Here is a 14773-nt window from a genome sequence, read left to right on the forward strand (position 1 = left end):
AACGGATCAGAATGTCGCCTTGGCGTCCATCGCTTTGACACCGTCCTGACGCCGCGCCCAAAGCTGGATATCTTCGCCGGATCTGTTGCCCTCGATATGAAACGGGCCCATGCCCGCAATCGGCGACAGCCCACGAAACGCGAAGGTTTCTGGCGACTTGCCTGTTGTCCGGCAGGCCAGATCGACAAGAAGCGTGGCGGTCAGTGGGCCGTGGAAAACCAACCCGTCGTAGCCTTCGACCGACCTTGCATAATCAACGTCATAGTGAATGCGGTGGCCGTTGAAGGTTAACGCCGAGTAGCGAAATAGTGTGACTTGCGACGGTTTCACCTGCTCAGAGATTTGCGCATCCGTGGGCGCAACTGGCGGGATCGGCTGTGGCGCATCGGGATGTGGGTCTTCGCGATAGACGATATCATGTTCTTCGGTCAGGGCGAGGCTTCCATCCTCAAGCATCAGTTCGTGCAGAATGGTTACAAAGCAAAGCGGGCCGCTGCGACCGGTCTTTTCCACGACGCTTTTGATGGTCGAGCGTTTTTTGACACGCGCGCCCAGAGGCAACGGCGCATGAAAGACAAATCGCCCTCCGGCCCACATGCGTCGGGGCAGCGACACGGGGGGCAGAAAACCACCCTTCTTCGGGTGGCCATCGCGTCCCAGGCCATCCATCGGCTGCGCCTCAAGGAAATAAAGCCAGTGCCACAGCGGCGGCAGCGGGTCGCCGTTCTGAAGGCTGGGGGCCCGCCCCAGAGTCGCCTGCATGAAGCGCGCAGGCTCGGGCCGCAGAACGTCCCTGTGGGTCTCGGTCCGTCCGATCCAATTGTCGAGGGGCTTGGACATGGTGAGTTCGCCTGCAATTGCCAGGGCACTTGTGCCGCTGGCGCAGCGTAGGATCGACCGGTGCCAGGGGCAAGGCGGCAGCCCGGTGAATTGGGGCTGCCACTGAGGTCAGTCTATGATCGTGACCGGCTGGCCAAGCGCGTCCGCATCAGGTGTGACGCCAAGCCCCGGCCCTTCGGGCGGGGCGATGCGGCCGTTTTCACGCACCGGGCCATCCGGTGCCAGACGCGGGCCGACATAGTGGCTCAGGTCGCAGGTGTTCATGATGCCGCGCGCCGGTGTCGATGCTGCCAGATGCAGCAGCGCCGCCGTGGTGATGTCACTGCCCCATGTATCCTCGATGCACATCCGGGTGCCCAGGGTCAGGCACAGATCGCGGATTTGCCGCATCGCCGACAGGCCCCCCATCTTGGACAGTTTCAACGCTGCGGCCTGCATACACCCGGCCTGATGCGCCTCGATCACCGAGGCGATGTCATGGGCGTTCTCGTCAATCTTCATCGGCAGACCGGTGGTGCGCTGGACATGGGCGCATTCCTGCAAGGTGGTACAGGGCTGTTCCAGCATCACGTCCAGATGCGCAGCGGCGCGTCCCACGCGGATCGCCGACAGCGCATCGCTGCCGCAGTTCCAGTCGCCATAGACCAGGGGCCCTGCCCCAACGGCCTCGCGCACCTTGGCCAGACGTTCGACATCCATCTGCCAGTCATTGTCGGCACCCAGCTTGACCTGAAACTGACGCATACCCTTGTCATAGGCATCCCGCGCCATGCGGGCCATTTCGTCCGGCGCGACGCAGGTGATCGAGTGATAAAGGGGCATGTCCTTGACCTGCCGCCCACCCAACAGGCGATGCAGCGGCAAGCCCGCCGCCTGCGCCGTCAAATCCCAAAGGGCCGTATCAAGAGCGGATTTGGCATAACCGTGGCCCTGAAGATACGCGTTCAGTTTCTCCATCAGTGTTTCAGGGCCAACCGGGTCGGCCCCGATCAGAACCGGGGCCAGTTCCATTACCGCAGGCACCACGCCCTTGGCGTAGGCAGGCAGGTAATGGGGAATGGGGCAGACCTCACCCCATCCTTGCAGCCCGGTATCGGTGTCGATCCGCACCACCACCGAGGTGGTGGTGTCGCAGGTTTTTCCGTCTGCCATGTAGTAGGTCTCATGGCTGGTCAGGGGGACTTCCCACAGCGCGATGCGCGTGATCTTCACGTCAGGCTTCCTCTACTTGCTCAAGCTGTGGGGCGTCGGTGCGCGGCAGCAGGCTGGCCGGGTCATAGGCTGGCTCACTCAGAATACGCCCTTTGCGCGGCTTGCCCGCTATGATGACTTCGATCTCGGTGCCGGGCACATGCGCGTGCGGTTTGATATAGGCAAAGGCCAGAATTTTACCGACTGTATGGCCATAAGCGACCGAGGCCGTTGCGCCGACGATTTCGCCATTTACAATAACGGCTTCGCCGCCATGACCATCCTCGACCCCGTCCGGTTCGATCTCCAGATAGGCGCAGATCCACGGCATTTCGCCTGTCTCGGCCTGCTGCGCGCTGACACGGGTGGCCTCAACGCCCAGATAGTCTTTGTCCAGCTTCATGAAACGGCCCACATTGGCCTCGGGCAGCGTGACCTCATTGGTCAATTCGCCCGCACCGGGGAAGGCTTTCTCCATCCGCATCGCGTTCATCGCGAAGGACCCGTAATTGACGATGCCAAAGGGCGCACCTGCGGCCCAGAGCGCGGAATAGACGTCAACGCAGGCCGCGTCCGGCATGTGCAGTTCCCAACCCAGTTCGCCCGCATAGGACATCCGGAACGCCCAGACCTTGTGGCCTGCAACGGTGATTTCCTGCGCCGACAGCCAGCGGAAACCGGCATTCGACAGATCCGCATCGGTGCATTGCGCCAGAACATCCCGCGATTTCGGGCCGTTCAGCGACAGGGCCGACCATCCGGCGGACAGCGCCGTGATGGTTACATCCTCATCGGCGCGGTTGTGGTTTAGGTGGTCCAGCAGACGCTGTTCGAAGAAGGCGGCGCAGACCAGATAGAACCGATCATCCGCCATGCGCACCAGCGTGGTCTCCAACTCGACCCGGCCCCGGCGGTTCAGCATATGGGTCAGCGTGATCGAGCCGGTTTTCTGCGGCATCTTGTTGGCGGTCAGACGGTCCAACAATGCGTAAGCGTCCGGGCCCGAAACCTCGACCTTGGTAAAGGCGGTGACATCCATGATGCCGACGCCTTGGCGCACGGCTTTGACCTCGGCGCCTACCACATCATGCACCACATTGCGGCGGAAGCTGTAGTGGTCGCGCTGCTCGACGCCGTCCGTCGCAAACCAGCGGGGGCGCTCGAACCCGTAAACCTCTTCATACACCGCGCCTTTGTCTTTGAGGATCTCATAGAGCGGTGACGGCTTGATCGGGCGACCTTCCAGTCGGTTGAAATGCGGGAAGGGAATCTCGTGGCGCAGTTTGTAATCCTCATGCGCTTTGATGACCTGCCAGTCCTTTTTGGCATAGCTGCCAAAGCGGCGGGGGTCGTAATCGCGCATCGAGATATCGGCGGCACCCCGCACCATCCACTTGGCCAGTTCGCGTGTCAGGCCGGGACCCCAGCCGATCCCGATCTGAGTGCCGCAACAACACCAATAGTTCTTGACGCCCGGAGCAGGCCCAACCATCGGGTTGCCATCCGGCGGGTGGCTGATGGCGCCGTGAACCTCACGGGTGATGCCCAGTTCCGCAAAGATCGGCATGCGTTCCAGAGAATTCTCCAGCCATGGCATGACACGGTCATAATCGGCCTCGAACAGCCAGTTCTCGTATTCCCATGGGCATTCGTCATGCCAGACCGAGTTTGAGTTCTCTTTCTCGTAAATCCCGATCAGGCCCTTTTTCTGCTCCATCCGGATATAGCCCGAGACCATCTTGTCGTCGCGGATCACGGGCAGCTCGGTGTCCAGATCCCGAAACTCGGGCACATTCTCGGTCACGAAGTAATGGTGCGTCATCGAGGTCATCGGCAGTTGCAGGCCCGACCATTCGCCCATCTGGCGCGCGTAGGTGCCACCGGCATTGACCACATGCTCGCAAATGATTGTGCCCTTTTCGGTTTCAACCACCCATTCGCCCGCGTCGTCTTGGGTGATGTTGGTGGCGCGGCAATGGCGAAAGATCTTCACTCCTTTCTGACGCGCGCCGGTGGCCATTGCCATGGTCACGTTCGACGGGTCCACATGGCCATCATCCGGGGTGTAAAGCGCGCCCAGAACGCCATTCAGATTATAGAACGGGTGCTTTTCTGCGATGAAGTCCGGCCCGACCAGTTCAATATTGAAGCCCAGCGAACGGCCGACGGACAGGGTGTGGCGCAGCCAGTCCATCTCATCCTCGGTATAGGCCAGCCGGAACGAGCCGCAACCGTGCCAGGTAACCGCCTGCCCTGTCTCTTCCTCAAGCGTCTTGGAATAAAGGCCGATGTTGTAATCGACCATCCGCCCCAGCCCGTAAGAGCTGGTGGAATGGGTGATCTGCCCGGCTGCGTGCCATGTCGACCCGCTGGTCAGTTCGGCCTTTTCCAGCAGGACGGTGTCGTCCCCCCAGCCTTCATGCCCCAGATGATAGGCCAGGCCGCAACCCATGACGCCGCCGCCAACAATGACGACCTTTGCACGCTGCGGCAGTTCTTTTTTGGACATCGCAAAATTCCTGTTCGAGAGTCGCAGATTTCTGTGGATTTGATATTCAAACAAATGTACCACGGTCAATGATAAATGATACAAATGATCGAGAAACGGATCGGAATGGAACAAATGCGTGAAACGGCCCGCGACGAGAACGGTTTGTCGCTGGTATTGGATTCGCTGTCGCCCAAGGCACGCAAGGCCGTTGTGTTTTGTGCTGACACTGGGATTGTTCGGACCTTTTGCGAACACCCCCAGCACCCTGGCTTCTAGGATGAGGAACCCAAATGAATAAGCCGCTCACCCATTCGCTGGACGCCAGCTACTATACGGATTCCGCCGTCTTCGAGAATGAGATGAACGGCCTTCTGGCGCGGACCTGGCAATTTGCGGGGCATTCGGCGGATATCCCGAATGTCGGCGACTATTTTGCGTTTCAGATCGCCGGGCAGAACCTGTTTGCCATTCGCGGGCGGGATGAGGTGATCCGCACCTTCTATAACGTGTGCCAGCATCGCGCCCATGAGATGGTGACCGGCACCGGGAACACGCGCGTTGTTGTGTGCCCCTACCACCAATGGACCTATGAGCTGACCGGCGGCCTGCGCGCCGGGCCGAATATCAAGAAAGTGCCCGGATTTGATCGCGAAAAGATTTGCCTGACCGAGGTTCGGACCGAGATCTTTCTGGGCTTCATCTTCGTCAATCTCGACAGGGACGCCGCGCCTATGGACGAATGGTATCCCGGCGTGCGGGAAGAGATCGCCGAATTTGTCCCACAGATCAATGACCTTGCGCCGTTGGAATGGGTGGAAATCCCCGAAAGCTGCAACTGGAAGGTTTCGGTCGAGAATTACTCGGAATGCTATCACTGCCCGACCAACCACCCGACCTTCGCGGAAGGCGTGGTTAAACCTGAAACCTATGACATTCAGCCGGATTCAGATGGCGGCTATGTTCTGCGCCACACGACCGAGTGTCAGGCCCTTGAAAAGATGACTTACCCCATCGACATGACGGTGCCGCATGCGGGTGATTACCAATCGTGGTTTCTGTGGCCGATGTTCTCGTTCCAGTGCTATCCGGGCAATGTGCTGAACACCTATCACTGGCGTGCTGAAACCGTCGATAGCTGCACGGTCTGGCGTGGCTGGTATACCGAAGGCGGCCATGAAAGCGATGTGATCCGCGGGCTTGCCGTGCAGGACCGGGAAACTACTGTGGCCGAGGATATTCGTCTGGTCGAATCCGTCTATCGTGGTTTGAAATCAAAAGGCTACGTGCCTGGCCCACTGGTGCTGGACCCCGAGGGCGGCGTGATGAGCGAGCATTCGATTGCCAAGTTGCAGCAATGGATGCGCGACGCGGTCGACTGAAACTCGGAATAGCGAAAGACAAGTTGTTCTAGGAATGCCAAGCGCGTTCCCTGAATACTCGGAGGCGCGAGATATGCATGACGTGAAACCCTATTGGCAGAACTATATCGACGGGCAATGGGTCGATGGCGGCGCGGGCCGCATTGATGTTGTCGATCCGGCCACGGGTGAGAAACTGGCCGAACACGCTTTGGCCGATGCCGCCGACGTGGACCGCGCCGTTCAGGCCGCGCGCCGGGTGCATCTGTCAGGCGCGCTCAGCGCGCTGCGCCCGGTCGAACGTGGGCGGATGGTTCAGGCCATTGGTCGCTATCTGCTGGATCATATCGATGAGATCGCGCCCGTTCTGACGCTGGAACAGGGCAAACCCCTTTGGGAAGCGCGGATCGAGGTCGAGGGCGCAGCGCGGTATTTTGAATATTACGGCAATCAGGCCGAAACGGTCGAGGGGCGCTCGATCCCGCTGGGGGCGAACTACTTCGACTTCACCACCTACGAACCTTACGGCGTTTCGGCGCAGATTATCCCGTGGAATTACCCTGTCGAGATGACGGCGCGGTCTTTGTCCGCCGCGCTGGCCACGGGCAACACCTGCGTGATCAAGACACCTGAACTGACCCCGCTGACCAACGCCTGGTTCGCCCACGCGGCCGAAGCGGTTGGCCTGCCCGCAGGCGCGGTGAATATCCTGTGCGGCTTGGGGCACGAGGCCGGGGCAGCCCTGTCCGCTCACCCGCAGGTCAACCAGATCGTCTTCACCGGTTCGGTTCCGACAGGCGTCGCTATCGCCACCGCAGCTGCGCAAAACGTTGTACCATGTGTGTTGGAGCTGGGCGGAAAATCGGCAGCCATCGTTCATAGCGACGCCGATATCGACGCCTTCACCAATGATGTCCGCTGGGGCATTTTCTTCAACGCCGGTCAGGTATGTTCCGCCATGAGCCGCGTGATCGTGCATGAGGATGTGCATGACACGCTTGTCGGCAAACTGGTGGACATGGCCGAAGGGCTGTCGGTCGGTGCAGGGATCGAGCGTGCCGAATTCGGTGCCAACATGGGTGCCATGGTCAGTCAGGCCCAACGGGACCGCGCCTTTGGCATGGTATCGCAAGCCGTGTCGGACGGGGCCAAGGCGGCAACCGGCGGGCGCAAGCTGAACCGGCCCGGCGCGTTTCTGGAACCGACCATCCTGTGCGATGTTTCACCCGATATGACCATCGCCAATGAAGAGGCCTTTGCCCCGGTTCTGTCGGTCCTGAAATTCAAATCCGACGCCGAGGCGATCGAGATTGCCAACGGCACCCCTTATGGTCTGGTCGGGGGCGTCTTTACCCGCGATATTGACCGCGCCACGCAGGCGGCCCGGCAAATCCGCGCCGGTCAGGTCTTTGTGAATGAATGGTTTGCAGGCGGCGTCGAAACCCCGTTTGGTGGCTATGGAAAATCCGGATATGGGCGCGAAAAGGGCCGCGAGGCGCTTTGGAATTATGTGCAAACCAAGAATGTCGCGATCCGGTTGAGGGCATAAGGTATGCGACACCCGCATTCCGTGAAAGATGTGGTCAATGCCGGTCTGTGCATCGGGTGCGGGTTGTGCGAGGCTTTGGCCCCCGCGCGTTGGAAAATGGCCTATACGGCCGAAGGTCGGCTGCGCCCTGCGAAAATCGGGCCCGGCTCGGATGCTGAAATTCTGCGCGCCTGTCCCGGCGCGGTTGCGCGCCCGAATGCCGAACTTTCGGCACATACGGATCAGATCTGGGGCGGCTATCACAGCATGCAGGAAGCCTGGGCCGCGGACCCGGACATTCGCTATCGCGCGGCAACTGGCGGAGTTTTGACGGCGCTTGGTGTTCACCTGCTGCGATCCGGGCAGGCCAAATTCATCCTGCATTGCGCCGCCTTGCCGGATGACCCGATGCGCACCGGTTGGTGCATCAGCGAAACGCCAGAGCAGGTCGTGGCGCGGGCGGGGTCACGATATGGGCCCAGCGACACTCTGGCCGGTCTGAGCGCTGCGCTGGACCGGGACGCGCCCTTTGCCATCATAGCCAAACCCTGCGACGCAGGGGCCGTGCGGGCGCGGGCAGAGGAAGATGATCGGTTGCGCCGAAATCTGGTTGCCCTGCTGGTGATGGTGTGTGGCGGGGCGTCGGACCTTGGCAAATCGCAGGCGGTTCTGGATGAATATGACCTGTCGGAACGGGACGTGACCCTGTTTCGCTATCGTGGGTACGGAAACCCCGGTGCCACGCGGATCGAAACCGGCGACGGGCAGGTGTTTGAAAAGACCTATCTGGATATGTGGGCGGACGAATCCGGCTGGCGCATCCAAAGTCGCTGCAAGCTCTGCCCGGATGCCTTGGGTGAGGCTGCCGATATTGCAGCCGCTGATATCTGGCCCGGTGGCGCACCGGTGGGTGAGGATGAGGGGTTCAACGGTGTGATCACCCGCACGACCGCCGGAGAGGATCTGTATCGCGCGGCCTGCGCCGCAGGCGATCTGCACTTTGGCCAGACCATCACCCCGCGCATGTTCGACGATTTCCAACCCCATCAGGTCCGCAAGAAACACGCTTTGGCAGCCCGGTTGAGGGGTATGACAGACGCTGGCGCCCCGGTCTACGCCCATGACGGTTTGCGACTGGATGCTCTGGACGCCCATGACCCCGACGAAGAGGCCGGAACCGCCAGACGCGTGCGCGAGGGCCGCTTTTATGAAAGCCTTCCGAATATTGAAACAGGAGACACGTAATGGACAATGATCTGTTCGAAAAAGGGCTGGAACAGCGCAAGGCGACGCTGGGGGCCGAGTATGTTGAAAAAAACCTGGCCGCAGCCGATGATTTCACGCGTCCCTTTCAAGAGGCGATGACCGCCTGGTGCTGGGGCTTTGGCTGGGGCGATGACACGATTGACGCCAAGACACGGTCGATGATGAACCTGTCCATGATCGGCGCGCTTGGGAAGATGCATGAATGGGAAATTCACTGCAAAGGCGCGCTGAACAATGGGGTATCCAAAGAAGAGATTCAGGCGATCATTCACGTGATCGGCATCTATTGCGGCGTGCCGCAGTCACTGGAATGCTTCCGCGTCGCGCGCAAGGTTCTGGAGGAGCGCGGGCTGCTCTGACGTCTGTCTGCAATGCAAACATGCCATCTGAGTGATCATCCGTGGCCGGGGAAACGGCCACGGATTTCGGGGATTGTGCCTCTAAATGCGGCGTGATGCGCTTTCGGATGCGGCGGAAGGCACCAGTGCCCGCACCAGATCCTTCATGTCCAAAACGCCCACATCCTGTCCGTTGGATTGTACCTTGTAGGTCTTGTAGGTGTCGCCGCCGGACAGGCCGATCAGGTGCTCAAGGTTGTCGTCCACATCGACCACCCCGGCGAAATCGGTCTCGCCATTCATCGGGTGCATGACGGACCGGACGCGCAGAACGCGGGCACGGTTAATGTCGCTGACGAAATCCTCGATATACGGATCGTTCGGGTTCAGCAGAATATGCTGCGGTTCACCCTGTTGGACCACGTAGCCGTCTTTCAGGATCACCAGGTGATCGGCCAGTTTCAGCGCTTCGTCCAGATCATGAGTGATGAACACGATGGTCTTGTGCAGGTCCTTTTGCAGCTCCAGCAACAGGTCCTGCATGTCGGTCCGGATCAACGGATCGAGCGCCGAGAACGCCTCGTCCATCAACATGATCGGGCTGTCCGAGGCCAGGGCGCGGGCGATCCCCACCCGCTGCTGCATACCGCCCGACAATTGGTGCGGATAGCGCTTTTCGAACCCGGCCAGACCGACGCGGGCCAGCCACTTTCGGGCCTCTGCCAGACGTTCGTCATGGCTTTCGCCGCGCACTTCGCGGGCCATGGCGGCGTTTTCCTCGACCGTGCGATGCGGCAACAGGGCGAATTTCTGGAACACCATCGACATCACGTTGCGCCGCAGATTGCGCAGGCGCTGTTCGCCATAGCTCAGCACATCTTCGCCGCGCACATCGATACTGCCTGCCGTGGGTTCGATCAGGCGGTTCAGGTGCCGGATCAGGGTCGATTTCCCCGACCCGGACAGGCCCATGATCACGGTGATCTCACCTTCCTGCATGTCGACATTGATGTCACGCAGGCCCAGCACGTGCTGGTGTTTCTCAAGCAGTTCGGCCTTGTCCATGCCTTGCAGAACCTGAGGCATCACCGATTTCGGGTTTGCGCCGAAGATCTTGTACAGTCCTTTGATGGAGACAATCGGGGTCTTGGTCATATCATGCCTCCTTAGTGATGCGTGGATTCGTCGACGCGCGACAGGGCGGCCTTGGACACACGGTCCAGCAGGATCGCCAGCAAAACGATGCAGAAGCCCGATACCAGACCAACCCCAAGTTCGAGGTTACGAATGCCGCGCAGGACCAGAACACCCAGACCGGGGGCCGAGACCAGCGAGGCAATCACGACCATCGCCAGGCTCATCATGATCGTCTGGTTCAGGCCGGCCATGATGTTGGGCAGGGCCAGCGGGATTTCGACCTTGAACAGCTTCTGGCGCGCGGTCATGCCAAATGCATCTGCCGCCTCGATCACGTCCTTGTTGACCAGACGGATACCCAGATCGGTCAGGCGGATGATCGGCACAATTGCATAAAGGATGATGGCAATACCGTAGAGTTTGGATTCCGTGACGCTGAACAGGAAGATAAGCGGGATCAGATAGACAAAGCTGGGCAGGGTTTGCAGCATATCCAGGATCGGGATGACCGATTTCTGTGTCTTGTCCGATTTAGACATAAGGATTCCGATCGGAACGCCAAAAAGGACGCACAGGAAGGTGCAGACAAAGATGATCGACAAGGTCTGGACGGCGAATGTGTAGTGGTCGATGAAGGCCATGAACAGGAAGGTCACGGCAACCAGTATGGTGACCGAAGCCTTGCGCACCGCCAGATGCGTGCCGATCAGGATCAGCGGGATCAGGATGAACCACGGGATTGCCAGAAACAGCCACAGCGACCCGTCCAGCATCCAGCTGAGCGGTTGCGTGAGCGGATCGAGAATGAATTTCAGACCATCCTTGATTGCCAGAAAACCATTCTCGACCCCCGATGTCATGTCCCGTGTCTGGGCGATGGCCGGGCAGGCATCGTGCAGCGCATCAAGCGACGGAAACGGCGTTTCATACCAGGGGGTCTTGGCTTCGCTGCCTTTGACCTGCGCCATGAGATCTGTGAGTGAAAGCTGTTCGCCGCCGGTCTTCCCGGCATTGCACCATTCCGTAAGGCCAAGCGTGCTGAATAGCCAATCGTAAGTTGCCATTGTACCCCTCTGCGTTCCGGGTCAGGCCAGCGAGGACGCCGCCCGGTGTTGGACTAGTTTTATTGTTGTATTTGTGCGCAAACCTTAGCCCGAGCAGCAGCGTTTCACCAGCGATGCGAGGCGTCTTTGCAAATCAATCTCAAATGTGCTGCATCTGCGTCAGTTCAGGTGTCTGGGCACGGTTTCGTCCCAATGGTCTTCGTGCACAAGCTCGTCACCTTCAAAGGCGCGCAGGTTTGCCTTAATCTGCCAGTCCGTCAGGCGGGCAGTCATACTGACCTCGGTTTCCGTGCGAATGAACCAGTCGCCGCGCGACATCTCATAGACCCACGTCGTTTGGCCCACAGCGCCTTCGGGGTCATGGTCCGATGCGCTGAAGGATTCCCGGCCCTGTACGCTCAGTTCAAGGTTGTTTTCGACGATCCGGTACCGGCCTGTTGCGTGTTGTAAAACCACGGTTGTGACGCCGTTGACCACATCATGGGTCACCCAACGCCCGCCTTCGGCCGCTTCCAGCATTTCGGTTTTCAGAGCCGGGGCCTGCGCGGCTGGCGGATACTCATGCAGCGTTTCGTCGATTGGGTTTGGCTGCCTGTCCGGCAGCGTCAGGCGGCAGTTTTCAAGCTTCAATTCCAGTGTCGCGGCTTCCGGCGCGGGCCAGATCAGGGGGAAATACTGTGTCGAAAGCGCGATCCTGATGCGGCTGCCTGCCCCGAACCGATGCGCGATGGCGCGCAAAGGGATTTCGATCTCATAGTCCTGCCCCGGTACCAGAGGTTCAGGGCTTTTGTGACTATTGCGATGGGTCAGGTTCAAAACGGCATAGGTCACACGAGAGGATGTTCCATCCGGCAACACCTCATTCAGACGCGCTGCGATCTGGGCCACGGGCTTGTCCGAAGTGAAAGCCAGACGCAGAACCGGTTGGCCGACGATTTCAAACGGTTCGGTCAGGCGATTGCTGTCGAAACAGACCGACACGGCGTCGTCGCGCCGTTGATCGCCGGGTAAATCGCCGTCGCTGGCAAAGGCGCACCAGAAACCGGCATTGCCGCCAACCATGACCGGCGAATTGACAGGCACCCTGCCCGCGCTGCGCGGGGTCGCTGAAAGCCCCCCATTTTCATCGAAATACCAATTGCTCGCCCCGATTGATGGCGATGGCCAAGTTTCCTCGGCCACCCAATGGCCTTCACGACGTTCCATTGCCGCTGCCGGGTCCGCGCTGTGCTGCAGAAATAGCCGCAGCATCGGTTCCGCCATGATGCCGGTGTCGCGGCCTTTCAGCCAATGATCCCACCAGCGCAGAACCTCTTGCAGGAACCCGATTTGCGGCCCCGGATTGCCAGCGTTTGGCATCACATGCGCCCATGGTCCGATCAGCCCTTTGCGCGGCACTTGCAGATGTTCCATCATCCGAAAGACCGCCGGATAATAGCCGTCGGCCCAGCCCGAGACTGCAAAGACCGGAATGCGGATGCGCGAGAAATCCTCGCACACCGAGCCATGTTTCCAATAGTCATCGCGGGTTTGGTGCTGCATCCATGTCTTCAGCCAAAGGCCCGAGCCGCGCAGCCGGTCCAGCCACATGTCGCGCCAGCGATCACCGACATTTGCCGGGTCCGGCGGCATGGTGTTCTTGCCGAACATCGTCGAGGACCAGGTCAGTTGCTCACCCAGCACGCAGCCGCCGGAATAGTGGATGTCGTCGGCATAGCGGTCATCGGTCGAACACAGCGTCATCACCGCCTTCAAGGCCGGGGGTTGCAACGCAGCGATTTGCAGACCGTTGAACCCGGACCAAGACTTGCCGGTGATGCCGACCTTGCCGTCGCACCAGGACTGCGCAGCGATCCATGCAATCACCTCGCACCCGTCCTGAAGTTCCTGCGGTGTGTATTCATCGGTCAACACGCCCTCGGAATCCCCGCTGCCGCGCAGGTCAACCCGCACCACGGCGTATCCGTGACCCGCGAGGTACGGGTACAGCGTCACGTCCCTTTCGGCCATGATGTCGTTCTTGCGATAGGGTTGAAATTCAAAGATCGCAGGGACCGGTTGCGCCTCGGCGTTTTCGGGCATCCAGATTCGTGCACCCAATCTGCATCCATCGGACATGGCGATTTCAGTGTGATAGATTTCGCGGACGGGATTGGGAAAATCAGAAACGATGTTCATGCGGGCACCGGCCTTCCTGCTGCGGGTTGAGACTCCAGTGGCTTCCAGCCCACGGACAGGTTTCGGTGCACCATCATGATTCCTCCTGTCGGTCAGCATTTTTGGCTTGGGCACTTATGTCAATTTTGAATTCCTCCGCCCTCGTGCAGGACCCGCCACGGGGAAACCAACCGGGTCGGCGGTTTGATCAGCGACCAGCGATATGACTGACTATGTTAATTCGACGACTGTCTGAGAAAAATGACAGAACGGCAATTGATGCAATCTAGCGGTTCAATTGCCAGAAGCGCTCGATAATAATGGCGCATGATAAAAACGAATCTTGCTACAGGGAGAAAGCAATGAAACTCAAGACACTACTGGCTGCATCGGCTTTTGCGACCGGGTTCAGCGCAACCACGGCACTGGCCGATTGCGGTGAGGTTTCGATCACTGAAATGGACTGGGCCTCGTCCGCGGTTGTGACTGCGGTGGCCAAGTTCCTGCTTGAGAACGGATATGGCTGTACGGTTGCCGCTGTTCCGTCCTCGACCACACCTGCGATGGCGTCGATTGCGGAAACCGGCGAGCCTGACATCCTGACCGAATTGTGGACCAACTCGTCACCGGTTTATGAAGAGCTGCGCGCCGACGGCAAACTTGTCGAACTGGCGAATGTTCTGGCTGATGGCGGGGTCGAGGCATGGTGGATTCCGGCCTATCTGGCCGAAGAGCACCCCGAACTGACTACGGTCGAAGGCATTCTGGCCAATCCTGAACTGGTCGGTGGCCGGTTCCATGACTGCCCGTCGGGTTGGGCCTGTGATGTGGTGAACAACAACAACCTCAAAGCGCTCAACATGACCGAGAACGGGATTGAGCGGTTCCAGCACGGGTCTGGCGAAACGCTGGCTACCGCAATCGCGGCGGCCTATGCGGCGAAAGAGCCCTGGTTTGGTTACTACTGGGCGCCCACTTCGGTTCTTGGCAAGTATCCGATGGTTCAGGTCGAAACCGCACCCTTCGATCAGGATGCGCATACTTGCAACGGTGACCCGGAATGCGCAAACCCGGTGCTGTCCGCCTATCCGACCGCCAAGGTTGTGACCGCCGTGGCCCCGTCCCTGCTCGAGCGTGAGCCGGACGTGGTTGAATTCCTCAAGAAGATGTCTTTCTCGAACGATCAGATGGGCACGGTTTTGGCCTGGCAGGATGACAATGGCGCATCTTATGACGAGGCTGCCGTTTACTTCCTGACCAACTATCAGGACACATGGTCGGAATGGCTGAATGACGATGCGCGCGGCAACCTGTCGGCGCTGCTTCAGTAAGTCTGAATGTTAGGTTCCTTCGGCCTTTAGAAGGGCCAGAAGGCCAGGAGAGTAAAGAAAGCGCCGCGTATA

The 14773-nt window shown here is 59.7% G+C and carries 11 protein-coding genes; 5 read left to right on the top strand and 6 right to left on the bottom strand.

From position 1 onward, the window contains the following. Positions 1 to 6 precede the first annotated feature (6 nt). The 3 genes from ACR0LW_RS06205 to ACR0LW_RS06215 form a co-directional block, all read right to left on the bottom strand. Positions 7 to 840, bottom strand: a complete 834-nt coding sequence (locus ACR0LW_RS06205; RefSeq protein WP_480881937.1) for an HTD2 family dehydratase — start codon at positions 838 to 840, stop codon at positions 7 to 9. Positions 841 to 948: 108 nt separating this feature from the next. Continuing rightward, on the bottom strand, positions 949 to 2052 hold the full coding sequence (locus ACR0LW_RS06210) for a mandelate racemase/muconate lactonizing enzyme family protein (protein ID WP_480881938.1): 1104 nt from the start codon (positions 2050 to 2052) through the stop codon (positions 949 to 951). A gap of 1 nt (position 2053) precedes the next feature. Beyond that, a complete protein-coding gene (locus tag ACR0LW_RS06215) occupies positions 2054 to 4540 on the bottom strand; it encodes an FAD-dependent oxidoreductase (RefSeq protein ID WP_480881939.1) in 2487 nt (828 codons plus the stop codon). A 272-nt stretch (positions 4541 to 4812) separates the two neighbouring features. Between ACR0LW_RS06215 and ACR0LW_RS06220 the strand changes: the two genes are divergently transcribed. From ACR0LW_RS06220 to ACR0LW_RS06235, 4 genes are all read left to right on the top strand, one after another. Next, positions 4813 to 5901 carry an aromatic ring-hydroxylating oxygenase subunit alpha gene (locus ACR0LW_RS06220; RefSeq protein WP_170622604.1) on the top strand — a complete coding sequence of 363 codons (1089 nt, stop codon included), beginning with the start codon at positions 4813 to 4815 and terminating at the stop codon, positions 5899 to 5901. Positions 5902 to 5974: 73 nt separating this feature from the next. Beyond that, a complete protein-coding gene (locus ACR0LW_RS06225; protein ID WP_480881940.1) occupies positions 5975 to 7429 on the top strand; it encodes an aldehyde dehydrogenase family protein in 1455 nt (484 codons plus the stop codon). 3 nt (positions 7430 to 7432) lie between these two features. Further along, positions 7433 to 8653, top strand: coding sequence for a Coenzyme F420 hydrogenase/dehydrogenase, beta subunit C-terminal domain (locus ACR0LW_RS06230; protein WP_480881941.1), 1221 nt, complete (start codon positions 7433 to 7435; stop codon positions 8651 to 8653). Beyond that, positions 8653 to 9033: a carboxymuconolactone decarboxylase family protein gene (locus tag ACR0LW_RS06235; RefSeq protein WP_170622607.1), complete on the top strand. Its 381-nt coding sequence runs from the start codon at positions 8653 to 8655 to the stop codon at positions 9031 to 9033. Before ACR0LW_RS06230 ends, ACR0LW_RS06235 begins: the two co-directional genes overlap by 1 nt. A gap of 81 nt (positions 9034 to 9114) precedes the next feature. On the opposite strand, the gene ACR0LW_RS06240 is transcribed toward ACR0LW_RS06235, so the two are convergent. From ACR0LW_RS06240 to ACR0LW_RS06250, 3 genes are all read right to left on the bottom strand, one after another. After that, complete coding sequence (locus ACR0LW_RS06240) at positions 9115 to 10167, bottom strand: quaternary amine ABC transporter ATP-binding protein (RefSeq protein ID WP_480881942.1); 1053 nt, start codon at positions 10165 to 10167, stop codon at positions 9115 to 9117. A gap of 11 nt (positions 10168 to 10178) precedes the next feature. Beyond that, positions 10179 to 11213 (bottom strand): ABC transporter permease subunit, encoded by a 1035-nt coding sequence (locus tag ACR0LW_RS06245; RefSeq protein ID WP_170630519.1) that lies wholly within the window; start codon positions 11211 to 11213, stop codon positions 10179 to 10181. Positions 11214 to 11372: 159 nt separating this feature from the next. Further along, a complete protein-coding gene (locus ACR0LW_RS06250) occupies positions 11373 to 13391 on the bottom strand; it encodes a CocE/NonD family hydrolase (RefSeq protein ID WP_480881943.1) in 2019 nt (672 codons plus the stop codon). A 341-nt stretch (positions 13392 to 13732) separates the two neighbouring features. Here ACR0LW_RS06250 and ACR0LW_RS06255 point away from each other — a divergent pair, with 341 nt between their 5' ends. Then, a complete protein-coding gene (locus tag ACR0LW_RS06255; protein WP_480881944.1) occupies positions 13733 to 14701 on the top strand; it encodes an ABC transporter substrate-binding protein in 969 nt (322 codons plus the stop codon). The last annotated feature ends 72 nt before the right edge of the window (positions 14702 to 14773 follow it).

The sequence above is a fragment of the Ruegeria sp. N4 genome (assembly GCF_056531425.1).